At 52.1% G+C, this 23645-nt stretch carries 21 protein-coding genes and 2 tRNA genes; 5 read left to right on the plus strand and 18 right to left on the minus strand.

All coding sequences use genetic code 11. The features are described 5' to 3' along the window. Positions 1 to 229 precede the first annotated feature (229 nt). The 6 genes from truB to OGV71_RS20305 all read right to left on the minus strand — a co-directional run bounded on the left by truB (position 230) and on the right by OGV71_RS20305 (position 6692). Positions 230 to 1174, minus strand: coding sequence for a tRNA pseudouridine(55) synthase TruB (gene truB / locus OGV71_RS20280; RefSeq protein WP_003024986.1), 945 nt, complete (start codon positions 1172 to 1174; stop codon positions 230 to 232). Continuing rightward, a complete protein-coding gene (gene rbfA, locus OGV71_RS20285) occupies positions 1174 to 1578 on the minus strand; it encodes a 30S ribosome-binding factor RbfA (RefSeq protein ID WP_003024988.1) in 405 nt (134 codons plus the stop codon). Before rbfA ends, truB begins: the two co-directional genes overlap by 1 nt. 146 nt (positions 1579 to 1724) lie before the next feature. Beyond that, on the minus strand, positions 1725 to 4415 hold the full coding sequence (gene infB, locus OGV71_RS20290) for a translation initiation factor IF-2 (protein ID WP_204583238.1): 2691 nt from the start codon (positions 4413 to 4415) through the stop codon (positions 1725 to 1727). Between the two features lie 24 nt (positions 4416 to 4439). After that, positions 4440 to 5927, minus strand: coding sequence for a transcription termination factor NusA (nusA, locus tag OGV71_RS20295; RefSeq protein ID WP_003024992.1), 1488 nt, complete (start codon positions 5925 to 5927; stop codon positions 4440 to 4442). Positions 5928 to 5955: 28 nt separating this feature from the next. Beyond that, positions 5956 to 6408 (minus strand): ribosome maturation factor RimP, encoded by a 453-nt coding sequence (gene rimP / locus OGV71_RS20300; protein ID WP_003024996.1) that lies wholly within the window; start codon positions 6406 to 6408, stop codon positions 5956 to 5958. Between the two features lie 207 nt (positions 6409 to 6615). Next, a tRNA-Met gene (locus OGV71_RS20305) sits at positions 6616 to 6692 on the minus strand. Between the two features lie 333 nt (positions 6693 to 7025). On the opposite strand from OGV71_RS20305, the gene argG reads away from it, so the two are divergent. After that, positions 7026 to 8369 (plus strand): argininosuccinate synthase, encoded by a 1344-nt coding sequence (gene argG, locus OGV71_RS20310; RefSeq protein WP_003024998.1) that lies wholly within the window; start codon positions 7026 to 7028, stop codon positions 8367 to 8369. Positions 8370 to 8570: 201 nt separating this feature from the next. Here argG and OGV71_RS20315 read toward each other — a convergent pair. The 3 genes from OGV71_RS20315 to OGV71_RS20325 form a co-directional block, all read right to left on the minus strand. Further along, a tRNA-Leu gene (locus OGV71_RS20315) sits at positions 8571 to 8657 on the minus strand. 9 nt (positions 8658 to 8666) lie between these two features. Beyond that, positions 8667 to 8999, minus strand: a complete 333-nt coding sequence (gene secG, locus OGV71_RS20320; RefSeq protein WP_204583237.1) for a preprotein translocase subunit SecG — start codon at positions 8997 to 8999, stop codon at positions 8667 to 8669. A gap of 167 nt (positions 9000 to 9166) precedes the next feature. Beyond that, positions 9167 to 10060 (minus strand): LysR family transcriptional regulator, encoded by an 894-nt coding sequence (locus OGV71_RS20325; protein ID WP_204583236.1) that lies wholly within the window; start codon positions 10058 to 10060, stop codon positions 9167 to 9169. Positions 10061 to 10208: 148 nt separating this feature from the next. On the opposite strand from OGV71_RS20325, the gene iadA reads away from it, so the two are divergent. Together iadA and dcuC are read left to right on the plus strand one after the other, a co-directional pair. Further along, on the plus strand, positions 10209 to 11342 hold the full coding sequence (gene iadA, locus OGV71_RS20330) for a beta-aspartyl-peptidase (RefSeq protein ID WP_003025004.1): 1134 nt from the start codon (positions 10209 to 10211) through the stop codon (positions 11340 to 11342). Between the two features lie 10 nt (positions 11343 to 11352). Further along, positions 11353 to 12816: a C4-dicarboxylate transporter DcuC gene (dcuC, locus tag OGV71_RS20335; RefSeq protein WP_204583235.1), complete on the plus strand. Its 1464-nt coding sequence runs from the start codon at positions 11353 to 11355 to the stop codon at positions 12814 to 12816. A gap of 47 nt (positions 12817 to 12863) precedes the next feature. On the opposite strand, the gene glmM is transcribed toward dcuC, so the two are convergent. The 4 genes from glmM to rlmE all read right to left on the minus strand — a co-directional run bounded on the left by glmM (position 12864) and on the right by rlmE (position 17804). Then, entirely contained in the window at positions 12864 to 14201 is a 1338-nt protein-coding gene (glmM, locus tag OGV71_RS20340; protein ID WP_003025008.1) for a phosphoglucosamine mutase, read from the minus strand. After that, entirely contained in the window at positions 14194 to 15042 is an 849-nt protein-coding gene (gene folP / locus OGV71_RS20345; protein WP_003025010.1) for a dihydropteroate synthase, read from the minus strand. The genes glmM and folP overlap by 8 nt, the downstream gene beginning before the upstream one ends. Positions 15043 to 15140: 98 nt before the next feature. Continuing rightward, the gene (gene ftsH / locus OGV71_RS20350; RefSeq protein ID WP_003025013.1) at positions 15141 to 17075 is read right to left on the minus strand and encodes an ATP-dependent zinc metalloprotease FtsH; all 1935 of its coding nucleotides are present in this window, start codon (positions 17073 to 17075) and stop codon (positions 15141 to 15143) included. 99 nt (positions 17076 to 17174) lie between these two features. Beyond that, positions 17175 to 17804 (minus strand): 23S rRNA (uridine(2552)-2'-O)-methyltransferase RlmE, encoded by a 630-nt coding sequence (rlmE, locus tag OGV71_RS20355; protein WP_286533945.1) that lies wholly within the window; start codon positions 17802 to 17804, stop codon positions 17175 to 17177. A 125-nt stretch (positions 17805 to 17929) separates the two neighbouring features. Between rlmE and yhbY the strand changes: the two genes are divergently transcribed. Next, a complete protein-coding gene (gene yhbY / locus OGV71_RS20360; RefSeq protein ID WP_003025016.1) occupies positions 17930 to 18223 on the plus strand; it encodes a ribosome assembly RNA-binding protein YhbY in 294 nt (97 codons plus the stop codon). A 153-nt stretch (positions 18224 to 18376) separates the two neighbouring features. Here the strand turns inward: yhbY and greA are convergent, their stop codons facing one another. Further along, positions 18377 to 18853, minus strand: coding sequence for a transcription elongation factor GreA (gene greA, locus OGV71_RS20365; RefSeq protein ID WP_003025019.1), 477 nt, complete (start codon positions 18851 to 18853; stop codon positions 18377 to 18379). Between the two features lie 248 nt (positions 18854 to 19101). Here greA and dacB point away from each other — a divergent pair, with 248 nt between their 5' ends. Then, positions 19102 to 20535: a serine-type D-Ala-D-Ala carboxypeptidase gene (dacB, locus tag OGV71_RS20370; RefSeq protein WP_003025021.1), complete on the plus strand. Its 1434-nt coding sequence runs from the start codon at positions 19102 to 19104 to the stop codon at positions 20533 to 20535. Between the two features lie 105 nt (positions 20536 to 20640). Here dacB and cgtA read toward each other — a convergent pair whose 3' ends face one another. The 4 genes from cgtA to rplU all read right to left on the minus strand — a co-directional run bounded on the left by cgtA (position 20641) and on the right by rplU (position 23510). After that, positions 20641 to 21813, minus strand: a complete 1173-nt coding sequence (gene cgtA / locus OGV71_RS20375) for an Obg family GTPase CgtA (RefSeq protein WP_003025024.1) — start codon at positions 21811 to 21813, stop codon at positions 20641 to 20643. A gap of 15 nt (positions 21814 to 21828) precedes the next feature. Beyond that, positions 21829 to 22794: a DMT family transporter gene (locus OGV71_RS20380; RefSeq protein ID WP_003025028.1), complete on the minus strand. Its 966-nt coding sequence runs from the start codon at positions 22792 to 22794 to the stop codon at positions 21829 to 21831. 127 nt (positions 22795 to 22921) lie between these two features. Beyond that, entirely contained in the window at positions 22922 to 23179 is a 258-nt protein-coding gene (rpmA, locus tag OGV71_RS20385; RefSeq protein WP_003025030.1) for a 50S ribosomal protein L27, read from the minus strand. 19 nt (positions 23180 to 23198) lie between these two features. Then, on the minus strand, positions 23199 to 23510 hold the full coding sequence (gene rplU / locus OGV71_RS20390) for a 50S ribosomal protein L21 (protein WP_003025032.1): 312 nt from the start codon (positions 23508 to 23510) through the stop codon (positions 23199 to 23201). Between the last annotated feature and the right edge of the window lie 135 nt (positions 23511 to 23645).

Raw genomic sequence — 23645 nt, forward strand, 5'->3', positions numbered from 1 at the left:
ATTCAGCTATCCCAGTGTATACACTTTATCCTTCAAACTGACTCTGCGTTGGCTGCGTCCGCTCACCTCAGTCACTTACTTAAGTAAGCTCCTGAGGATTCTCAGACTTGCCGCCTTGATGCAGCTCGAATGATTTTGTGTATACGTCGCGTAGATTGTTAAACAATTTACGCGACGTTAAGCGGCAGTATTCTACTCGCAGCGCCCTTTTATCGCAAGACAGAGAGCGCTATGCAGGATACTCAACCACCAGGCGACGGGGGGCGACACGACCTTCATCGTCCATCTCCCCCATGCCAATAAACTTGCCGTCATCGCCTTCCGTCACGCGGACCAGCCCTTCCAGCGGCGCGCCTGATGTCCGTACCGGGTTACCGTTTTTAAAGTAAACCGAGGATGTTAAAGGCAAATTAACAACAGGATAGTCCGATGCAGGACTGTCCATTGGCATCAGCAAAGGATCAAGCAGCTGTGCCGCCGGAATGTTCTGCTGCTCGGCCTGTTCAACCAGCTCACGCAGATGTTCCAGCGTCACCATTCGATCCACCGGATACTTGCTGACCGTCAAACGACGCAGATACGTGACGTGCGCGCCGCAGCCCAACTTCTCACCGAGATCGTCAACAATGGTGCGAATATAGGTGCCTTTGGAACAGTGAACTTCCAGCTCCAGTTCGTTACCTTCGTGACGGATAAACAGCAGCTCATAGACGGTAATCGGTCGCGCTTCACGCGGCACTTCAATACCCTGACGCGCATATTCGTACAGCTTCTTACCCTGATACTTCAGCGCCGAATACATTGACGGGATCTGCTCGATATCGCCGCGGAAAGTTTCCAGCGCGCTCGCCAGTTGTTCTGCGGTGAAGGTTACCGGACGTTCCTGCACGATTTGCCCATCGGCATCGGAAGTGTCTGTACGCTGGCCCAGACGGGCAACCACACGATAGCGTTTGTCAGAATCCAGCAAATACTGTGAAAACTTAGTCGCTTCACCGAGGCAAATCGGCAGCATGCCTGTCGCCAGCGGATCCAGCGCGCCGGTATGTCCTGCGCGATTGGCATTGTAGATGCGTTTTACTTTTTGCAGTACATCATTGCTGGACATGCCCTGCGGCTTATCCAGCAGCAGGACACCGTGAATGTCGCGACCACGACGACGAGGACGACTCATCAGTCCTCCTTGCTGTCGTCCGCTGGGTTCACACGACGCTCATCGTCATGTTTCACCACGCTGGTCACCAGGTTGGACATGCGCATCCCTTCAACCAACGAGTTGTCGTAGAAGAAGGTCAGCTCAGGCACGATACGCAGACGCATGGCTTTACCCAGCAGAGAACGGATAAAACCAGAGGCTTCCTGCAGTGCCTTGATGCCGTTTTTCACAGCAGCTTCGTCCTGATCGTTGAGGAAAGTCACGAATACTTTGGCATATGCCAGATCACGAGACATCTCAACACCCGATACGGTGGTCATCATACCAACACGCGGGTCTTTGATTTCGCGTTGCAGGATGAGTGCGATCTCTTTCTGCATCTCTTGCGCGACACGCTGCGGGCGACCAAATTCTTTCGCCATAATAAATTCTCCAGAATAAAGACAAAAAAGGGGCTATCAGCCCCTTTTTAAATTTCTTGCCGGGTGGCGCTTCGCTTACCCGGCCTACACCTAATCATCTTCTAAGGATTTTGGGCTGCAAATTGCGGCCCAAAAGACGACGAAGATTAAGCGATAGTACGTTGGATCTCGATAATCTCGAACACTTCGATCATATCGCCAACGCGAACGTCGTTGTAGTTCTTAACGCCGATACCACATTCCATGCCGTTACGGACTTCGTTAACGTCATCTTTGAAGCGACGCAGGGATTCCAGCTCGCCTTCATAGATAACCACGTTGTCGCGCAGAACGCGGATTGGGTTGTGACGTTTAATCGTGCCTTCGGTAACCATACAGCCTGCGATAGCGCCGAATTTCGGTGATTTGAACACATCACGAACTTCAGCCAGACCAATGATCTGCTGTTTCAGCTCCGGAGACAGCATGCCGCTCATCGCTGCTTTCACTTCGTCGATCAGATGATAGATGACGGAGTAGTAACGCAGATCCAGGCTTTCAGATTCGATAACTTTACGTGCAGAGGCATCAGCACGGACGTTGAAGCCAACCAGAATCGCGTTGGATGCCGCAGCCAGGGTCGCGTCGGTTTCGGTGATACCACCTACGCCAGAACCGATGATCTTCACTTTGACTTCGTCGGTAGACAGTTTCAGTAAAGAGTCGGAAATCGCTTCTACAGAACCCTGAACGTCAGCCTTCAGGACGACGTTCACTTCGTGAACTTCGCCTTCGGTCATGTTAGCGAACATGTTCTCGAGTTTAGATTTCTGCTGACGAGCCAGTTTAACTTCACGGAATTTGCCCTGACGATACAGTGCAACTTCACGGGCTTTCTTCTCGTCACGAACGACAGTAACTTCGTCACCTGCAGCCGGAACACCGGACAGACCGAGGATTTCCACCGGAATGGACGGACCTGCTTCCAGTACTTCCTGACCCAGTTCGTTACGCATAGCACGAACGCGACCGTATTCGAAGCCACACAGTACGATGTCGCCTTTGTGCAGCGTACCTTCACGCACCAGTACGGTAGCAACCGGACCACGACCTTTATCCAGGAAGGATTCGATAACCGCACCGCTAGCCATACCTTTACGCACAGCTTTCAGTTCCAGTACTTCGGCCTGCAGCAGGATAGCGTCCAGCAGCTCGTCGATACCGGTACCCGCTTTCGCAGAAACGTGAACGAATTGGCTCTCGCCGCCCCACTCTTCCGGCATGATGCCGTACTGGGACAGTTCGTTTTTAACGCGATCCGGATCCGCTTCCGGCTTATCGATTTTGTTGACTGCAACCACCACCGGCACACCCGCCGCTTTCGCGTGCTGGATAGCTTCGATGGTCTGTGGCATCACGCCGTCGTCTGCTGCAACAACCAGAACAACGATATCCGTTGCCTGAGCACCACGAGCACGCATGGAGGTAAACGCGGCGTGACCCGGGGTATCCAGGAAGGTGATCATACCGTTGTCAGTTTCAACGTGGTACGCACCGATGTGCTGAGTAATGCCGCCCGCTTCACCAGAAGCCACTTTCGTGGAACGAATGTAGTCCAGCAGGGAGGTTTTACCGTGGTCAACGTGACCCATGATGGTCACAACTGGTGCGCGCGGTTCAGCCGCAGCACCGGTGTCACGGTCGCTCATTACCGCTTCTTCCAGCTCGTTTTCACGACGCAGGATAACTTTGTGGCCCATCTCTTCGGCAACCAGCTGTGCGGTTTCCTGGTCGATGACCTGGTTAATGGTAGCCATTGCGCCCAGTTTCATCATCGCTTTGATGACCTGAGAGCCTTTAACTGCCATTTTGTTCGCCAGATCGCCAACGGTGATGGTTTCGCCGATCACAACGTCACGGTTAACGGCCTGAGCTGGCTTCTGGAAGCCCTGCTGCAGAGCGGAACCTTTACGCTGCTTACCGCCTTTACCGCCGCGAACCGCTGCACGTGCTTCCTCACGGTCAGCTTTAGATTCAGCGTGTTTGTTGCCTTTCTTCGCCGGACGCGCTGCTTTAGCGCTGCGAGTACGACCACGACCGCCTTCGACTTCACGATCGTTCTCGTCTTCAGCCTGGCGAGCATGCTGAGAAGTTGTGACGTGATAATCGCTGGTGTCTTCGACAGGTTCAACGTTATTCACACCATTTTTCTCGTTTTCTTCCGCCATACGGCGAGCTTCTTCCGCTACGCGGCGCGCTTCTTCTTCAAGCTTGCGACGTGCTTCTTCTTCCGCTTTACGCTTCAGTTCTGCGGCTTCATTTTCACGGCGGGCTTTTTCGGCCTGGGCGGTTTTAGTCATATCGTCGGTCTGTTGATTGCTCACTTTGTCTTTTTCCGCAGCTTCACGTTTCGCTTTATCAGCGGCTTCACGCTTAGCTTGTTCTGCGGCCTCACGTTCGGCTTTTTGTTGCGCCTCGCGTTTGGCAGCTTCTTCTGCCTCACGACGGGCTTGCTCTTCCGCTTCACGCTGCGCCTGCTCTTCCGCGGCAAGGCGTTCAGCCTCTTGCGGATCGCGTTTCACAAAGGTGCGTGTCTTGCGGACTTCGATTTGTACCGATTTGCTTTTTCCACCGGTACCTGGAATATTGAGAGTACTGCGCGTTTTACGCTGCAATGTCAACTTATCCGGCGCTGAGCCGTTTTCACGGTTCAAATGCGCCAGTAAGGTTTGTTTCTCTTGTGCGGACACAGAGTCGTCAGCAGACTTCGGGATACCGGCATCAGCAAATTGCTGTACCAGGCGATCCACGGAAGTCTGTATCTCTGCAGCCAGCGTTTTTACGGTTACATCTGTCATACTGTTCCTTCCTGCTACAGTTTATTACGCTTCGTCGCCGAACCAGCAAATATTACGGGCAGCCATAATCAGCTCACCGGCTTTTTCGTCGGTCAACCCTTCGATATCAGCCAGATCATCAATGCCCTGTTCAGCGAGATCTTCCAGCGTACAAACACCACGGGCCGCCAGTTTGAAGGCCATCTCACGATCCAATCCTTCCAGATTCAGCAGATCGTCAGCCGGTTTGTTATCACCGAGGCTTTCTTCCTGGGCCAGTGCCAGAGTGGTCAGTGCGTTTTTAGCACGCTCGCGCAGCGCTTCAACGGTCTGTTCATCCAGGCCGTCAATTTCCAGCAGCTCTTTCATTGGCACGTAGGCCAGTTCTTCCAGCGTCGCAAAACCTTCTTCCACCAGAACGGTCGCGAAATCTTCATCGATATCGAGATATTTGGTGAAGGTATCGATGGCTGCATGTGCTTCAGCCTGATGCTTCGCCTGCAGGTCATCAACGGTCATCACGTTGAGTTCCCAACCGCTCAGTTGTGAAGCCAGGCGGACGTTCTGACCATTACGTCCAATCGCCTGAGCCAGGTTACCGGCTTCAACCGCGATATCCATGGTGTGCTTGTCTTCATCCACCACGATAGAAGCAACGTCTGCTGGCGCCATTGCGTTAATCACGAACTGCGCCGGGTTATCATCCCACAGGACGATATCGATACGCTCGCCGCCCAGTTCGGTAGAAACCGCCTGAACGCGCGCACCGCGCATACCAACACAGGCGCCGACCGGATCAATACGCTTGTCGTTGGTCTTAACGGCGATTTTCGCACGCGATCCCGGATCACGGGCAGCCGCTTTAATTTCGATAACTTCTTCGCCAATTTCCGGTACTTCAATGCGGAACAGCTCAATCAGCATTTCCGGTTTGGAACGGGTTACAAACAGCTGCGCACCGCGCGCTTCCGGGCGTACAGAGTACAGAACACCACGAATACGGTCACCTGGGCGGAAGTTTTCACGCGGGAGCATGTCTTCACGCAGGATAACAGCTTCAGCATTGCTGCCCAGATCCAGAGAAATGTTGTCGCGGTTTACTTTCTTTACCACACCGGTGACGATTTCGCCTTCGTGTTCGCGGAACTGATCGACAACCATTGCGCGTTCAGCTTCACGTACTTTCTGTACGATAACCTGTTTCGCGGTCTGGGTGGTGATACGGTCAAAGGTGACAGATTCAATCTGATCTTCAACATATTCGCCCACGTTCAGACTTTCGTCTTCGAAGCGTGCCGCTTCCAGCGTAATTTCTTTGGTCGGCTGAGTAACTTCTTCTACGATTACCCAACGACGGAAGGTATCGAAATCACCGCTTTTACGATCGATTTCTACGCGAACGTCGATCTCTTGCTCATATTTTTTCTTTGTTGCTGTAGCCAGCGCACTTTCCAGTGCTTCAAAAATTTTCTCGCGTGGCAGCGCTTTTTCGTTGGATACGGCTTCAACAACAGCCAAAATTTCTTTGTTCATCGCGGGCTTTTCACCTCAATCCAGACTGTTAAAAGTGGGGAACCAGGTTCGCCTTCTGGATATTACTCAGCGCGAACACTTCATCTTTGCCTTCGACTGTGACCGTGATCATCTCACCGTCCACCGCTTTGATAACGCCCTGCCATTTACGACGGTTTTGTACCGCCATACGAAGAACCAGCGTGACTTCTTCACCCAGGAAACGCACGTAGTGTTCAGCTGTGAACAGAGGACGGTCGAGACCCGGAGAGGAGACTTCCAGGTTATAGGCAACGGTGATTGGGTCTTCGACATCCATCACGGCGCTTACCTGATGGCTCACATCAGCACAATCATCAACATTGATGCCATCTTCACTATCAATATAGATGCGCAGTGTGGATGTGCGACCACGAATAAATTCGATGCCGACCAGTTCGTAGCCCAGGGCTTCAACTGGCGCTGTAATCATCTCTGTTAATTTTTGCTCTAATGTGGACAAGCCCACCCCCAAGACATAAAAAAAGGGCCTAAAGCCCAGTTATTCTGTAGTCAGATAACAAAAAACCCCGATAAATCGGGGCTTTAGATAACTGAACCCTATAACCGCACCTGCGGTTCGGAGAACCTTCCGAAAGAATTTTTTTCAAATCCAGCTACGAAGGCCTAAGTCTTCACAGTATATTTGAAAAAGAACTCTAAGGGAAAGTGGTTGCGGGGGCCGGATTTGAACCGACGACCTTCGGGTTATGAGCCCGACGAGCTACCAGGCTGCTCCACCCCGCGCCTGAAACGTGGCAAATTTTACTCGTTTTGGGTAAAAAATGCAAATACTGCTGGGATTTGGTACCGAGGACGGGACGTAAAATCTGCGCACAGTATATTGATTCAATATGTGTTATGTCAACCTTGTTACGACTATGCAAATCAATGAATGCTGCCCAGCACTAGCCCAGCAAGATAAATATGCCACCCACGCCGTTATTTAACGAAATTATCACTAAACTCTTCCTGTCATCCAGAAAAGATGATTAAATGAAAACTCATTTATTTTGCATAAAAATGCAATTAGCATAATAAGCGACCTCTTCACCAGTCTATCAAGCAGGGTTTTATTTTATGACGACGATTCTCAAGCATCTCCCGGTAGGTCAACGTATTGGTATCGCTTTTTCCGGCGGCCTGGACACCAGTGCAGCACTGCTGTGGATGCGACAAAAAGGGGCTGTCCCATATGCATATACTGCGAATTTGGGCCAGCCGGATGAGGATGACTATGACGCCATTCCTCGCCGTGCAATGGAATATGGTGCTGAGAATGCTCGCCTGGTAGATTGCCGTAAGCAGCTCGTTGCCGAAGGGATCGCTGCCATTCAGTGCGGTGCATTCCACAACACCACTGGCGGACTGACCTACTTCAATACCACCCCGCTGGGCCGTGCCGTGACCGGCACCATGCTGGTTGCCGCCATGAAAGAAGATGGCGTAAATATCTGGGGTGACGGTAGCACCTATAAAGGTAACGATATTGAACGTTTCTATCGTTACGGTCTGCTGACCAACGCCGAACTGCAGATTTATAAACCATGGCTGGATACCGATTTTATCGATGAACTCGGCGGTCGCCATGAGATGTCCGAATTTATGATTGCCTGTGGTTTCGACTACAAGATGTCCGTTGAGAAAGCGTACTCAACAGACTCCAATATGCTCGGGGCGACCCACGAAGCAAAAGATCTGGAATTCCTGAACTCAAGCGTCAAAATCGTCAACCCAATTATGGGCGTGAAGTTCTGGGATGAGAGCGTGAAGATCCCGGCAGAAGAAGTGACCGTGCGTTTTGAACAGGGTCATCCGGTTGCACTGAACGGTAAAACCTTCAGCGACGACGTTGAGATGATGCTGGAAGCCAACCGTATCGGCGGTCGTCACGGTCTGGGTATGAGCGATCAGATTGAAAACCGCATCATTGAAGCGAAGAGCCGTGGCATCTACGAAGCCCCGGGGATGGCATTGTTACATATCGCATACGAGCGTCTGCTGACCGGTATTCACAACGAGGATACCATCGAGCAGTATCACGCACATGGTCGCCAGCTTGGTCGTCTGCTGTATCAGGGCCGCTGGTTCGACTCTCAGGCGCTGATGCTGCGTGACGGTCTGCAGCGTTGGGTTGCCAGCCAGATTACCGGTGAAGTGACGCTGGAACTGCGCCGTGGTAATGACTACTCGATCCTCAACACCGTATCTGACAATCTGACTTATAAACCAGAACGTCTGACGATGGAAAAAGGCGATTCCGTATTCTCTCCGGACGACCGTATCGGTCAGTTGACCATGCGTAATCTGGATATCACCGATACCCGCGAGAAGCTGTTCGGCTATGCGCAGTCTGGTCTACTGACCGCTTCTTCCACAACCGGCCTGCCGCAGGTTGAGAATCTGGAAAATAAGGCGAAGTAAAGATACACCATCTTAAGGCCGCGAAAGCGGCCTTTTTTATGTGCGGAATATAGGCCTGATAAGCGTAGCGCCATCAGGCGTTGTAATAATGTCGGATGGCGGCGTAAACGCCTTATCCGACCTACTGGGCCGCAGAGCTACAGGACAGCCAAAAATAACAGACAAAAAAAAGACGCTTTGCAGCGTCTTTTTTTTGGAATTTGGTACCGAGGATGGGACTCGAACCCACAAGCCCGTTAGGGCACTACCACCTCAAGGTAGCGTGTCTACCAATTCCACCACCTCGGTACAGAATACTTAGCGTGGGATATCGCTGGTCGGCTGAGCCGGAGCATCTGGCTGAGTTTGCTCGGTTTTCGCCGGTGCACTCAGATTTTCCCACTCACTTCCTTTATTGGTCTTGTTGCTGTTCATGTTACCCAGCACCAGACTGATGATGAAGAACAAGGTTCCCAATACAGCTGTCATACGGGTCATGAAGTTACCAGAACCACTTGAACCAAACAGAGTACCAGAAGCGCCTGCGCCAAAAGAGGCTCCCATATCAGCGCCTTTGCCTTGCTGCAGCATGATCAAGCCTACCAGGCCAATTGCCACAATAAGGAAAACTACTAAAAGAGCTTCGTGCATAATCAACCTGTTCCTTGCGGAGTTGCCGCGTACAATGCTTCGACCATTAAAGCGGGAATATTTACTGTTTCCCACTGAAGCGGGTGTGAATACTAACCAAAGCGAATAACCTTCGCAAGGGCAATTTGTTAGCATTGTATCAACTGCGGAAAAAATCGCCATATCAATCAAAAACGCAGCAACTTCTCCCAGCATCTCTGCATGACGGCGCGTTGATCGTCAAGATTCGCCCATACCACAACGGGGATTTCACAAATCAGATCTGCATTTTGTGGCCAGCAGTGAATAATTTGCTGATTCACCAACTCTTCCGCCACCATCGATTCAGGTAACCAGGCCATTCCCATATGGCGCAACACCATTTCTCGTATCGTTTCGCTTAAACCAGTCTCAAACACTTTCTTCAACCGTGGTCGCACTCGTTGTTCTGCAAGATCAATAATACGTCTGACAAAGGTATAGTCGCTGTAACATAGCCAGGGGATCGGAGTATGCGGATCGTCAAGCGTATCCACCAACTGTGCAGAAATCACAGGAATAAATCGCTCATACCGCCATAGTGAACGTTTTAACCCTCCGGCAATCTCCAGCCCTGGTTGTGAAGAGGGTAAATCGTAAGTCACCAGCATATCAATTTGCCGGTTTATCAGGGCATTGAAGTGGTTGTCTATCCCCTGGATACTTGCGTTTACCGTAAAGTTTAGCTGCGGCTCACTCTGTCGCAGGTAGTTGATCATATCCGGCAGGATATTCACCGACAGCGTATGCAGGCTGACCATCACCAGCGTGTTATCCGTTGCTGGCGTCATCGCCGACAGCTCATGGCGTGCCTCTGTTAACGTACTGAGGACGTGCCGGGCATAAGGTTCAAAGCGTTCACCATAGCGCGTCAGCGTGACGGGGGTCGTTGTCCGATCAAACAAAGGCACGCCCAGCACCTCTTCAAGCGCCTTTATACGCCGACTCAGCGCAGGTTGAGTAATATGCCGCTGCGCCGCGGCCTGAGAGTAGTTTCCATGCTGGCTCAAGGCCAGAAAATCCTCCAGCCACTTACAATCCACGTTGTGCTCTCCGCCATGCCATAACCGCATCCTCCAATAACAAATCGGTAATAGTCATAGTTATAGTAATGGCTTTATGGTGGGCATCATAACAACAATATTCCGTTTCACCTGCCGACTCTCACCTTCGACGTTTGACAGGACCGCTATGTTTACTTTATTGACCAATGCCCGTGTTTTTTCTCCTGAGGATTTAGGCCTCTGCTCCCTGCTCATTCATGCCGACCGAATTGTGGCGGTAGAAAAAGATATTTCATTGTTTGATGGCGTCAACGAGGTCATCGATTGTCGGGGTAAATGGGTTATCCCTGGCATCATCGATCAGCATGTTCATCTTACCGGTGGCGGTGGCGAAGCCGGATTTGCCAGCCGGACACCCGCCGTCAAGCTGCGCGATCTGATTCAGGCGGGTATTACCACGGTGGTTGGCGTGTTAGGCACCGATGCCATTTCTCGTTCGCCCAAAGACCTCTACGCTAAAATGCAGTCTCTCAACCTTGAGGGATTACGCGCGTTTATGCATACGGGAGCCTACGCCGTTCCCAGCCCAACCATTACGCGATCCATCCGCGATGATATGGCCTTCATTCCGGCAATTCTTGGTGTAAAAATCGCCCTCGCCGATCACCGCGGCTCTTACCCCTCTTTCCAGGAGTTGCTGAGGATAGTGAGCGATATTCGCGTCGCTTCCCTGCTGGCAGGGAAAAAAGGCTTGCTGCATGTGCACCTGGGGAATCTGCCGGAAGGGATGTCGCAACTTATTGAGTTGTGTGATGCGGGTATTCCGATTCACCATATTTCACCGACCCATGTTGCAAGAACAGAGCCCTTGTTCGAACAGGCTATTGCTTTCGCCCATCGTGGCGGCCATATCGATGTTACGTCTGGTGGCAGTCGTTTTATGCCTCAGGAGCAAGCGATTCTCCACGCACTCGAAGCACAGGTTCCGGCGGAGCGCATCACGATCAGTTCTGACGGCAATGGCAGCGTTCCGCGCTTTAACGCTCAGGGTATCGTTGAAGGTTTAAGCGCGGCACCGGTCGCAGGCAATCTTAACCTACTTCCTCGCCTGATTGATGTCGGTATTCCGGTGCCGCAGGCCATCGCAATGCTGACGGCAAACGTTGCACGCTCGCTGGGTATTTCCGGGGGTGTGCTCTGCGCCGGAGAACGTGCCGATATCTGTGTACTCAATGATGATCTCTCGCTGGCCCATCTGTTTGCCGCGGGTAAACCGTTGCTGCGGGATGGCGAGTGCCTGGTTACCGGCAACTTCGAGTAAGGGGGCAAGAATGTCATTACTACTGGCGCTAATCGCCATCATTTTTGCCGGACGTCTGATCCTCAAAAAATATCACCCCCAGTCGGTACTGTTATTGACCGGGATTGTGCTGTTGCTTATTGCGCATTTTAGCGGAATGACCTCACTCAGTGGTCTGGTGAAAAAGAGCACCGGATTTGGCCCCTTTGACGCCTTTGAGTTTATTCGCGATACCCTGAGCGTGCGTCTCGGCGGCCTCGGGCTGCAAATTATGCTGATTGGTGGTTTCGCCACGTACATGTCAGCCATTGGCGCAAGCCAGGTACTGGTTCGGGTAACATCTCGTCCTCTACAACGGCTGAACTCGCCTTATCTGCTGCTGGGACTGGCACTGCTATTAGGCCAATTCCTGTCGCTGTTTATCAGCAGCGCCACCGGATTGGGTCTGCTGTTGATGGCGACGCTTTACCCATTGCTTACCCGTCTTGGCTGTAGCCGCGCCGCAGTTGCCGCAGTTATCGCCAGTACCTGTGCGGTTGAGTTTGGCCCAGGATCCGGCAACTCGGTTCTCGCCGCCAAAACCGCAGGTATTGAGGTGGTGAACTATTTTGTGCAGGATCAGTTGCCGATCGTTGTGCCCGTCATTCTTTTCATCGCCCTGTTGCATATTGTTGTGCAACGCTTTTTTGACCGTCGGGAAAGTGGCGACAATGCAGCTCAGCAGATGCAGACATTAACGGCAACTGATGAAGCCGACGCACCTATCGCCTGGCTGTTTCTGCCCATGCTGCCGCTGGTATTGATGTTGGTGTGTAGCGATTTAGTATTTAGCTCGCTTAAGATTACGCTGGATACCGCCGTACTGATAAGCCTCGCTATTACGCTGGTTTTTGAGTACTGCCGTCATCGCAAAGCGCGCGAGGTGATGGCTGGCGTACAAAAGGTTTTCGACAGCATGGGCAGCGTTTTTGCCACCGTCGTGACGCTGATTATCGCCGGTGAAGTTTTTTCCGCCGGGCTGAAAGCCATTGGCGCCGTCGACGCGCTGCTGTCGCTTTCTGGCGAATTTGGCCTCAGCGCCGCCTCTATTATCCTGCTGATGACCCTGATCACCTTCGCTATTTCAGCGCTGATGGGCTCCGGGAATGCGGCATTTTTCTCCTTCGCACCCATGGTGCCGGAGATCAGCCGTCATATCGGTAGCGATATCGCAGTCATGATGTTGCCTATCCAGATATCGGCGGGTATTGGTCGTACGTTATCGCCGATTGCCGGCGTCATCATTGCTATCGCAGGGATTGCAGGCGTCTCGCCTGTGGATATTGTTAAGCGCACCGCGATTCCGATGCTGGGCGGTTGGCTACTGATGATTGCGCTAACTTTTGCCCGGTCTGGGCATTTGCTGGCGGTTCTGCCGTGGCTGGCAGTCCTTGTACTACTGATGGTCGGTGGTTATTTCTGGCAGCACCGACGTAAACAGCCGCTTGCCGTATAGTAAAAAAAAGCCGGAGTCTCAGACTCCGGCTCTCACTTTCTTCGGGATTACGCCGCTTTCACAGCATCGGCAATACGGTGGGCGAATTCAGTCACCTGCGCTTCGTCTTCACCTTCAACCATCACACGAATTAACGGTTCGGTACCAGACTTACGCAGCAGGACGCGTCCACGGTTACCCAGTGCCGCTTCCACTTCCGCCATCACCGCTTTCACATTTTCATGTTCCAGCGGATCGCCGCTACCTGCGGTGTAACGTACGTTAACCAGCAGCTGTGGGAACATTTTCATGCCGCTGCACAGGTCGTGCAAACTCATATGGTTACGCACCATCGCCGCCAGCACCTGCAGGCCCGCCACAATGCCGTCACCAGTGGTGGTTTTGTCCAGCAGGATCACATGACCAGAGTTTTCGGCACCGATACGCCAGCCTTTTTCCTGCATTTTTTCCAGCACATAGCGGTCGCCAACTTTCGCCCGAGCAAAAGGAATACCCAGCTGTTTCAGCGCCAGCTCGAGGCCCATGTTGCTCATCAGCGTACCTACCGCACCACCACGCAGCTGTCCCTGACGCAGGGCTTCACGGGCGATGATGTACATGATCTGATCGCCATCGACCTTATTGCCTTCGTGGTCAACCATAATAACGCGGTCGCCATCGCCGTCCAGCGCAATACCCAGATCGGCTTTTTCCGCAATCACGCGCGCCTGCAGGGCACGGACGTCAGTGGCGCCGACTTCTTCATTGATGTTCACACCGTTTGGCTCACAGCCAATGGCAATCACGTTTGCACCCAGCTCACGCAGTACATTTGGTGCAATGTGGTACGTTGCACCGTTAGCGCAATCCACCACAATTTTAAGCTCACTCAGACTCAGTTCGTTCGGGAAGGTGCCTTTGCAAAACTCGATATAGCGACCGGCAGCATCAACGATACGGGTAGCTTTACCCAGTTCAGCCGAGTCCACGCAGGTGATCGCTTTTTCCATTTCGGCTTCGATAGCTTCTTCAACCGCATCCGGCAGTTTGGTCCCATCGATGGAGAAGAATTTAATCCCATTGTCATAGAATGGGTTGTGCGAAGCGGAGATAACAATCCCGGCCTCAGCACGGAAAGCACGCGTCAAATAAGCAACAGCAGGTGTTGGCATTGGCCCTGTGAATGAGGCTGAGAGTCCGGCGGCTGCCAGGCCCGCTTCCAGCGCGGACTCCAGCATATAGCCGGAAATACGCGTATCTTTACCGATAATAATTTTACGTGAACCATGACGAGCCAGCACTTTCCCTGCAGCCCAGCCCAGCTTGAGCACAAAGTCAGGAGTAATTGGGGCATCACCTACGCGACCGCGGATCCCATCAGTGCCAAAATATTTACGATTACTCATAGCGTTTTTTTTCCTTTGCAGACAATGTGGCTTCCACCACACGCATCGCTTCTACGGTTTCTTTGACGTCATGGACACGAACGATCTGCGCCCCCTGCATTGCGGCAATCACCGCGCACGCCAGACTGCCACTCAGGCGTTCGGATGGCCCCACATTCAGCAACTGGCCAACCATTGATTTTCGTGACATCCCAACCAGCAGCGGCAGATTAAAATGATGAAACTCCGCCAGACGTGCCAGTAATGTGTAGTTGTGAGTGAGATTTTTACCGAATCCGAACCCGGGGTCGAGCAACAATTTATCTTTTGTGATTCCAGCCCGCTCGCAACGTGCTATTTGCTCAACAAAGTAACGATCTACCTCAGCAAAAACATCCTCATACTTTGGCGCTTCCTGCATGGTTTTCGGCTGCCCCTGCATATGCATCAGGCAAACCGGCAATCCGGTCTCCGCTGCGGCTTCCAACGCTCCAGGCTCCGAGAGTGAGCGAATGTCATTGATGATATGCGCGCCAACTCTGGCGCATTCGCGGATCACTTCGGGCTTTGAGGTATCAACCGAAATCCACACTTCAAAACGCTGAGCAATCGCCTCCACCACAGGGATCACTCGCTGCAACTCTTCTTCAACACTCACATCAGCCGCGCCCGGACGCGTGGACTCACCACCCACATCAATGATAGTCGCCCCGGCGTTAATCATCAGGTTTGCGTGTTTTACCGCCTCAACCAAAGAGTTGTGCGCTCCACCATCGGAAAATGAGTCTGGCGTGACGTTCAAAATCCCCATGACGTGCGGATGGCTGAGATCCAGTGAAGACCCCTGAGCAAAGAGTTTCATAGTTTTATCCCTGGTAAAATCTTGAATATGCAGATAAGAAAAACCCCGGAGCAAGCCCCAGGGTTTTCAATTAAAACACGGTCATCATCAACGATAACTTATTTGTCGCCCAGCTGCTCTGACATAGTGCCAGAGTCCGGCGCACGCGGTTCATCAACCGGACGCGGTGCACTCGGCTTGCCGGTGCTGCCAGAGTTGTTGTTAGAAGAACCCGGTTCTTCCCAACCCGCAGGCGGACGCACATCGCGGCGAGCCATCAGATCGTCAATCTGCGGCGCATCGATAGTCTCATATTTCATGAGCGCATCTTTCATCGAGTGCAGAATGTCCATGTTTTCGTTCAGCAAACGACGTGCACGGTCATAGTTACGCTCAATCAGCAGTTTAACTTCCTGATCGATAATGCGAGCGGTTTCATCGGACATGTGTTTCGCTTTCGCCACAGAACGTCCCAGGAACACTTCGCCTTCTTCTTCAGCGTACAGCAACGGACCGAGTTTATCGGAGAAGCCCCACTGAGTAACCATGTTACGCGCCAGGTTAGTCGCGACTTTAATGTCGTTCGACGCACCGGTAGAAACATGTTCAGCACCGTAGATGATCTCTTCCGCCAGACGGCCACCGTACAATGTGGAGATCTGACTTTCCAGTTTCTGACGGCTGGCGCTGATTGCATCGCCTTCAGGCAGGAAGAAGGTCACACCCAGCGCACGACCGCGCGGGATAATCGTCACTTTGTGCACCGGATCGTGTTCCGGCACCAGGCGACCGATAATCGCGTGGCCAGCTTCGTGATACGCGGTAGATTCTTTCTGCGCTTCCGTCATCACCATGGAGCGACGTTCCGCACCCATCATGATTTTGTCTTTCGCTTTTTCGAACTCAACCATCGACACTACGCGCTTGTTGCCACGAGCAGCAAACAGTGCCGCTTCGTTGACCAGGTTCGCGAGGTCCGCACCGGAGAAGCCAGGCGTACCACGTGCAATGATTGCCGCATCGATATCCGGAGACAGCGGCACGCGACGCATATGCACTTTCAGGATCTGTTCACGACCGCGAACGTCCGGCAGACCAACCACAACCTGACGGTCGAAACGGCCTGGACGAAGCAGCGCAGGGTCAAGAACGTCCGGACGGTTAGTCGCTGCGATAACGATAATACCTTCGTTACCTTCGAAGCCGTCCATCTCAACCAGCATCTGGTTCAGCGTCTGTTCACGTTCATCGTGACCACCGCCCAGACCTGCGCCACGCTGGCGGCCTACGGCGTCGATTTCATCGATGAAGATGATGCACGGTGCCGCTTTTTTGGCTTGTTCGAACATGTCACGCACACGAGATGCACCGACACCCACGAACATTTCCACGAAATCAGAACCGGAAATTGTGAAGAATGGAACCTTCGCTTCACCTGCGATAGCTTTCGCCAGCAGGGTTTTACCCGTACCCGGAGGACCGACCATCAGGACGCCTTTCGGGATTTTACCGCCCAGTTTCTGGAAACGGCTCGGTTCGCGCAGATACTCAACCAGCTCAGCGACTTCTTCTTTTGCTTCGTCACAACCCGCAACGTCAGCAAAAGTCGTTTTGATCTGATCTTCCGTCAGCATGCGCGCTTTGCTCTTGCCGAACGACATGGCACCTTTGCCACCACCGCCCTGCATCTGACGCATGAAGAAGATCCAGACACCAATCAGCAGCAGCATTGGGAACCAGGAAATGAAGATAGAAGCCAGCAGGCTCGGCTCTTCAGGTGGTTCGCCAACAACCTTGACGTTTTTGGTCAGCAGGTTATCAAGCAGCTTCGGATCGTTAACCGGGATGTAGGTCGTGTAACGGTTACTATCTTTCTTGGTAACGTTAATCTCACGTCCGTTGATCTTCGCTTCACGAACCTGGTCCTGATTGACCTCTTGCAGGAAGGTAGAGTAATCAACCTTACGGCCATTAGACTCGCTGGGCCCAAAGCTCTGGAATACTGACATCAGCACAACGGCAATGACCAGCCAGAGAATTAGGTTTTTCGCCATGTCACTCAAGGGATTAACCTCATATTACAACTGTGTTAAAAACAGCGTCAGGATACTCTATATCCAGTTTCTTTCAAACTTTCGTTTGAAATCTGCCGGTTATAGTTTACGCCCGGTCGCTACAATATACACTTCACGCGAACGGGCGCGAGAAGAGTCCGGCTTACGAACTTTGACCTTCGTAAACAGGGAGCGAATCTCTCTTAGATACTCATCGAAGCCTTCGCCCTGGAACACCTTCACTACAAAACTACCACCTGGCGCTAATACATCACGAGCCATTCCAAGCGCCAGCTCTACCAGATACATGGCCCGGGGAATATCCACCGCCGGTGTTCCACACATATTTGGCGCCATATCAGACATGACAACTTGTACTTTACTGTCACCTACGCGTTCAAGTAACGCTTTCAGGACTAATTCATCACGAAAGTCGCCCTGAAGGAAGTCCACACCAACGATTGGATCCATAGGTAAAAGATCGCAAGCGATAATGCGGCCGGTGTTGCCGATCTGCGTAACTGCATATTGCGACCAGCCACCGGGTGCAGCACCGAGATCAACTATCGTCATCCCCGGTTTAAAAATTTTGTCACTTTGCTGTATTTCATCAAGTTTAAACCAGGCACGGGAACGTAACCCCTTTTTCTGCGCCTGTTGAACATATTTATCGCTAAAGTGTTCCTGAAGCCAGCGACTCGAGCTGGCAGAACGCTTTTTACCTGTCATTTCACATTCCCAAAGGGCAGTTCATCGTAACCAATGGTGTAAATTTCTACACAGCTATTTGGTGATATATGGGAGATGGCGGTAGAATGACCCGTTTTCAATCCCAACGTAAGCAAAAATATACGATGAATCTGAGTACTAAACAAAAACAGCACCTGAAAGGTCTGGCACATCCGCTCAAGCCTGTAGTTATGCTTGGCAACAATGGTTTGACCGAAGGGGTACTGGCCGAGATTGAACAAGCGTTAGAGCACCATGAACTTATCAAGGTGAAAATCGCCTCGGAAGATCGCGATACTAAAACCTTGATCGTGGAAGCTATCGTACGCGAAACCGGCGCCTGTAATGTGCAGGTCATCGGCAAAACGCTGGTACTGTATCGCCCGACTAAAGAACGTAAAATCTCGCTGCCACGCTAAGAATATCCCAAAGTTGCACACGAAGTTTGTGTAAAACGCGGGGTTTTCCGCTAGCAGGAGAGCAAAATGCCACGCTCTCTTCGTTGATAAAAGGCCGCTATGCGGCCTTTTTCCTTTCTTTACAATGTATCAACATCTTAACCAAGATGCGAATTACAGGTATTCTACCTTCGTCACTTCATATTCCACTTCGCCGCCCGGCGTTTTGATAACCACGACGTCATCCTGCTCTTTACCGATAAGGCCACGAGCGATAGGCGAGTTCACTGAAATCAGGTTCTGTTTAAAATCGGCTTCATCATCGCCGACAATACGCCAGGTCTGCTCTTCATCGTTATCGAGATTCAACACGGTAACCGTCGCGCCGAAAACAACGCGGCCATTGTTCGGCATTTTAGTAACGTCGATTACCTGCGCGTTGGACAGTTTAGCCTCGATATCTTTAATGCGTCCTTCGCAGAAACCCTGCTGTTCGCGCGCCGCGTGATACTCCGCGTTCTCTTTCAGGTCACCGTGCTCACGCGCTTCAGCGATAGCGGCAATAATTTCAGGACGGCGCACAGATTTCAGAAAATCCAGCTCTTCGCGCAGTTTTTCAGCACCACGTAAGGTCATCGGGATAGCTTGCATTTGTTATACCTCTTGAACATTCCTGTAGGGGGCAGTTGCTCTCACCCCGGCTGCTAAGCCCACCCTGGCGAATGTCATGCCAGAGTCAGAAGCAAAAAAATACCGACCCGGGGCTCAAGGTCCCAGGTCAGCTACAATTCTCTATTTGATGATCATTTTACCCTGGAGTTCCTTATGGGTCATCGTTTACTTTTTGGGGCGTTGCGCCGTAGTATGACGGCCTGTTTCCAGGTTGTTAGCGCGAGATTATGCGATTTTCCAGATTTACCATCGGATTGACTGCCAGTATAGCGTTCAGTGTTCAGGCTGCGAACGTCGACGAGTATATCAATCAGCTCCCTGCCGGGGCCAACCTCGCCCTTATGGTACAGAAGGTTGGCGCACCTGCACCCGCTATTGATTTTCATAGCCAGCAGATGGCGCTGCCGGCCAGTACCCAGAAAGTGATCACCGCGCTGGCGGCATTGATTCAGCTCGGGCCTGACTTTCGTTTTACCACTACGCTTGAGACTAAAGGCAACGTGGAAGGCGGCGTATTGAAAGGTGACTTAGTGGCACGATTTGGTGCTGATCCGACGCTAAAACGCCAGGATATTCGCAATATGGTGGCAACCCTGAAAAAATCAGGCGTGACGCAAATTGCCGGAAATGTCCTGATCGATACCTCTATTTTCGCCAGTCATGATAAAGCGCCCGGTTGGCCCTGGAACGACATGACGCAGTGTTTTAGCGCACCGCCCGCAGCGGCTATTGTCGATAGAAACTGTTTCTCGGTTTCACTCTACAGCGCGCAAAAACCCAACGATCTCGCCTTTATTCGCGTGGCATCTTATTACCCGGTCACCATGTTCAGTCAGGTGCGTACTCTCGCCCGAGGTTCTGCGGAAGCGCAATATTGTGAACTGGATGTGGTTCCCGGCGATCTCAACCGCTATACGCTGACCGGATGCCTGCCCCAACGAGCCGATCCGCTGCCGCTGGCGTTCGCCATTCAGGACGGAGCCAGCTATGCCGGGGCGATTATCAAAGATGAGCTAAAACAAGCAGGTATCACCTACAGCGGTACGCTGCTGCGCCAGACGCTGGTCAACGAGCCGGGAACGGTGGTCGCCAGTAAGCAGTCAGCGCCACTGCATGACCTGCTTAAGATTATGCTGAAAAAATCGGACAACATGATTGCCGATACCGTTTTCCGTATGATTGGTCATGCCCGATTTAACGTGCCAGGCACCTGGCGGGCGGGTTCTGATGCCGTACGCCAGATTTTGCGTCAGCAGGCGGGCGTTGATATCGGCAACACCATTATTGCCGACGGTTCAGGCCTCTCCCGGCATAACCTGATTGCTCCGGCGACCATGATGCAGGTGCTGCAATATATCGCTCAACACGATAACGAGCTGAACTTTATCACTATGCTGCCTCTGGCGGGGCACGACGGCTCCCTGCAATACCGTGCGGGTCTGCATCAGGCTGGTGTGGATGGCAAAGTATCGGCGAAGACAGGCTCGCTGCAAGGAGTCTATAACCTTGCCGGCTTCATTACCACGGCAAGCGGCCAACGCATGGCATTCGTGCAGTATTTGTCTGGTTATGCGGTAGAGCCGGCTGACCAGCGTAATCGCCGTATTCCGTTGGTGCGCTTCGAGAGCCGGTTGTACAAGGATATTTATCAGAACAATTAGATGGGTAGTTTGATTGCCGGATGGCGGCACTAACGTGCCTTATCCGGCCTACAGAGAAACCTGAAAACAATAACCCCGGCAACATGGCCGGGGTTTTTCATGCGATTAACGCTTGTAGATGAACTCGACGCCTTCGTCGTCTTCTTCGTCCCAATCGTCATCCCAGTCATCTTCCGCTTCGTCTTCGACTTCAGCGAGCTGCTGGCGGTGATAATCATCCCACATGAACTCAACTTTCTCTGGCTGTTTCGCTTCTTCAGCCTGAACAATCGGGTTCTCGATGATAAAGGTCATCACATCCCAGCAAAGATCCTTCACGCCCAGCTGGCTGGCGGCAGAGATCAGGTAATATTTACCTTCCCAGCCCAGCGCTTCGGCGATCGCTTTCGCTTTCTCTTCCGCTTCAGCCTTGTCCATCAAATCAATTTTGTTGAACACTAACCAGCGCGGTTTAGATGCCAGATCCTGACTGTATTTTTCCAGTTCGCCAATAATGATACGGGCGTTTTCTACCGGATCGGAACCGTCAATCGGATCGATATCGATGAGGTGCAGCAACACGCGGCAACGTTCCAGATGCTTCAGGAAGCGGATACCCAGGCCTGCGCCTTCAGCCGCACCTTCAATCAGACCCGGAATGTCGGCAACCACGAAGCTCTTTTCGTTGTCCATACGCACCACGCCCAGGCTCGGCACCAGGGTGGTGAACGGATAATCAGCGACTTTCGGCTTCGCCGCAGATACTGCACGGATAAACGTCGATTTCCCGGCGTTTGGCATACCCAGCATACCCACGTCTGCCAGCAGCATCAGCTCCAGCATCAGATCGCGCTTATCACCCGGCGTACCCATTGTTTTCTGACGCGGAGTACGGTTAACCGATGATTTGAAACGGGTGTTGCCCAGACCATGCCAGCCGCCTTTAGCGACCATCAGACGCTGACCGTGTTTGGTCATGTCGCCCATGGTTTCGCCCGTGCCCTGATCGATAACACGCGTACCAACAGGCACTTTGATCGTGACGTCTTTGCCACGCTTACCGGTGCAATCACGGCTCGCGCCATTCTGACCACGTTCCGCACGGAATGATTTTTCAAAACGGTAATCGATCAGCGTGTTCAGGTTTTCGTCGGCTTCCAGCCAAACGTCACCACCGTCACCACCATCACCACCGTCCGGACCGCCTTTTGGGATGTACTTTTCGCGGCGGAAGCTGACGCAACCATTACCGCCATCACCTGCAACGACCAGAATCGATGCTTCATCAACAAACTTCATTTTACTCTCCGTAAATCATTCGCCTGAGCGGGGTTGCGAAACCACCGTTTCATGCTTACGTAAACCGCCCCAAATTCGATGACCAATGGCGGAATACATCGCGCCCGCAACCACGATAAACGCACCGAGATAACCTAATAGGTTTAGCATCGGTCTGGCGAAGAAATCGGGCCAGGCCAGTGATAATAAATCTGAAAATAACAACGTAAACAGCGGTGTGAGCGTGATAATAGCGCTCACCTGCGCCGCCTGCCAACGCGCCATCGCTTCCGCAAGAGCGCCGTATCCTACCAGCGTATTCAGGCCGCAGAATACCAGGCATGCCAGCTGCCAGTCGCTGAGCTGCGTGATGACACCGGGTTTAGCCAGCGGCAACAACGCAATCGTACATAAAGTGTACAGTAAAAACAGGATCTGCGGTGATGCCAGGCGGCGCAATAACACCTTTTGCGCGACCCCATAGCTCACCCAAACCATCGCCGCACCGACACCAAAGATAACGCCCCAGGTGTAATCGGTGAGTCGGGTAAAAATTTCGATCAGACTGGTATTAAAAAACAGGACCAGGCCGCTCAGAAGCATAATGGCGCCAATCACCTGCGTGCCGCGCATCTTTTCTTTCAGGATAAAGACGCTGGCGATCATCATACCAACCGGTGACAGCTGACCGATAACCTGCGAAGCCGTTGGGCTCAAATACTGCAAGGATGAACTAAACAGAATGAAGTTACCGAACAGCCCACCGGTTGCGATAGCCAGCAACACCAGCCAACGCGCTTTGCGAAAAATACGCAACGGAGGGAGCTTTTTTTTAACCGCAAGAATAGCGCCAAGGCCAATGCTTGCCATTAAAAAACGGTAGAACACCACGGTAGGAGGCTCCATCACCTCCAGCACTTGCTTCATTGCTATTGGCAAAGCCCCCCAACATACTGCCGTTGTGAGTGCTAACAGAATACCAATGCCTGCCTGTTGCTTCATGCCGTATTCCCTGCAAGGGCTCGTTTCCGGGTTGTCACGGCGTGACGAGCGTATTTACCGGCCGTCGAATGTAAAAAGCCCCGCAACGTGTTGCGGGGCTTTTATCCGTTACCGGGACGCGAAAAACTTATTCAGCAACGATGCTGATGAATTTACGGTTTTTCGGGCCTTTCACTTCAAATTTCACTTTACCGTCTGCTTTAGCAAACAGAGTGTGGTCTTTGCCGCAACCAACGTTGGAGCCAGCGTGGAATTTAGTACCACGTTGACGAACGATGATGCTACCAGCCAGAACTGTTTCACCGCCGAAGCGTTTTACGCCCAGACGTTTAGCTTCTGAATCGCGACCGTTACGAGTCGAGCCGCCAGCCTTTTTATGTGCCATTTAATCTGCTCCCCTTAACTTAAGCGCTGATGCCAGTGATTTTCACATCAGTGAACCACTGACGATGGCCCTGCTGCTTACGGTAGTGTTTACGACGACGAAACTTAACAATTTTAACTTTCTCGCCACGACCGTGAGCAACAACTTCAGCTTTGATAACGCCGCCATCAACGAAAGGAACGCCGATTTTGACTTCTTCACCGTTTGCGATCATCAGAACTTCTGCGAATTCAACAGATTCGCCAGTTGCGATGTCCAGCTTTTCCAGGCGAACGGTCTGACCTTCGCTTACTCGGTGTTGTTTACCACCACTTTGGAAAACCGCGTACATAAAAAACTCCGCTTCCGCGCACACCTTTTTGATGATTCAGAGTGCGCTATAAATATTCACAATAGGGCGCGAATATTACGCAAAACGCGAGCCTTTGACAAGTGCTACCGTCAATACATGAAGAAAAAAAACACA

The organism is Citrobacter sp. Cf088 (assembly GCF_030334295.1).
In the GTDB taxonomy this organism is placed as follows: Bacteria; Pseudomonadota; Gammaproteobacteria; order Enterobacterales; family Enterobacteriaceae; genus Citrobacter; species Citrobacter freundii.

Coding starts and splice junctions, on each gene's coding strand:
- secG (WP_204583237.1), bottom strand. CDS start 8,999: ATGCACGAAGCTCTTTTAGTAGTTTTCCTTATTGTGGCAATTGGCCTG.
- dcuC (WP_204583235.1), top strand. CDS start 11,353: ATGTCATTACTACTGGCGCTAATCGCCATCATTTTTGCCGGACGTCTG.
- rbfA (WP_003024988.1), bottom strand. CDS start 1,578: ATGGCGAAAGAATTTGGTCGCCCGCAGCGTGTCGCGCAAGAGATGCAG.
- glmM (WP_003025008.1), bottom strand. CDS start 14,201: ATGAGTAATCGTAAATATTTTGGCACTGATGGGATCCGCGGTCGCGTA.
- dacB (WP_003025021.1), top strand. CDS start 19,102: ATGCGATTTTCCAGATTTACCATCGGATTGACTGCCAGTATAGCGTTC.
- OGV71_RS20380 (WP_003025028.1), bottom strand. CDS start 22,794: ATGAAGCAACAGGCAGGCATTGGTATTCTGTTAGCACTCACAACGGCA.
- yhbY (WP_003025016.1), top strand. CDS start 17,930: ATGAATCTGAGTACTAAACAAAAACAGCACCTGAAAGGTCTGGCACAT.
- truB (WP_003024986.1), bottom strand. CDS start 1,174: ATGAGTCGTCCTCGTCGTCGTGGTCGCGACATTCACGGTGTCCTGCTG.
- rplU (WP_003025032.1), bottom strand. CDS start 23,510: ATGTACGCGGTTTTCCAAAGTGGTGGTAAACAACACCGAGTAAGCGAA.
- folP (WP_003025010.1), bottom strand. CDS start 15,042: ATGAAACTCTTTGCTCAGGGGTCTTCACTGGATCTCAGCCATCCGCAC.
- iadA (WP_003025004.1), top strand. CDS start 10,209: ATGTTTACTTTATTGACCAATGCCCGTGTTTTTTCTCCTGAGGATTTA.
- greA (WP_003025019.1), bottom strand. CDS start 18,853: ATGCAAGCTATCCCGATGACCTTACGTGGTGCTGAAAAACTGCGCGAA.
- rpmA (WP_003025030.1), bottom strand. CDS start 23,179: ATGGCACATAAAAAGGCTGGCGGCTCGACTCGTAACGGTCGCGATTCA.
- rlmE (WP_286533945.1), bottom strand. CDS start 17,804: ATGACAGGTAAAAAGCGTTCTGCCAGCTCGAGTCGCTGGCTTCAGGAA.
- argG (WP_003024998.1), top strand. CDS start 7,026: ATGACGACGATTCTCAAGCATCTCCCGGTAGGTCAACGTATTGGTATC.
- ftsH (WP_003025013.1), bottom strand. CDS start 17,075: ATGGCGAAAAACCTAATTCTCTGGCTGGTCATTGCCGTTGTGCTGATG.
- nusA (WP_003024992.1), bottom strand. CDS start 5,927: ATGAACAAAGAAATTTTGGCTGTTGTTGAAGCCGTATCCAACGAAAAA.
- infB (WP_204583238.1), bottom strand. CDS start 4,415: ATGACAGATGTAACCGTAAAAACGCTGGCTGCAGAGATACAGACTTCC.
- cgtA (WP_003025024.1), bottom strand. CDS start 21,813: ATGAAGTTTGTTGATGAAGCATCGATTCTGGTCGTTGCAGGTGATGGC.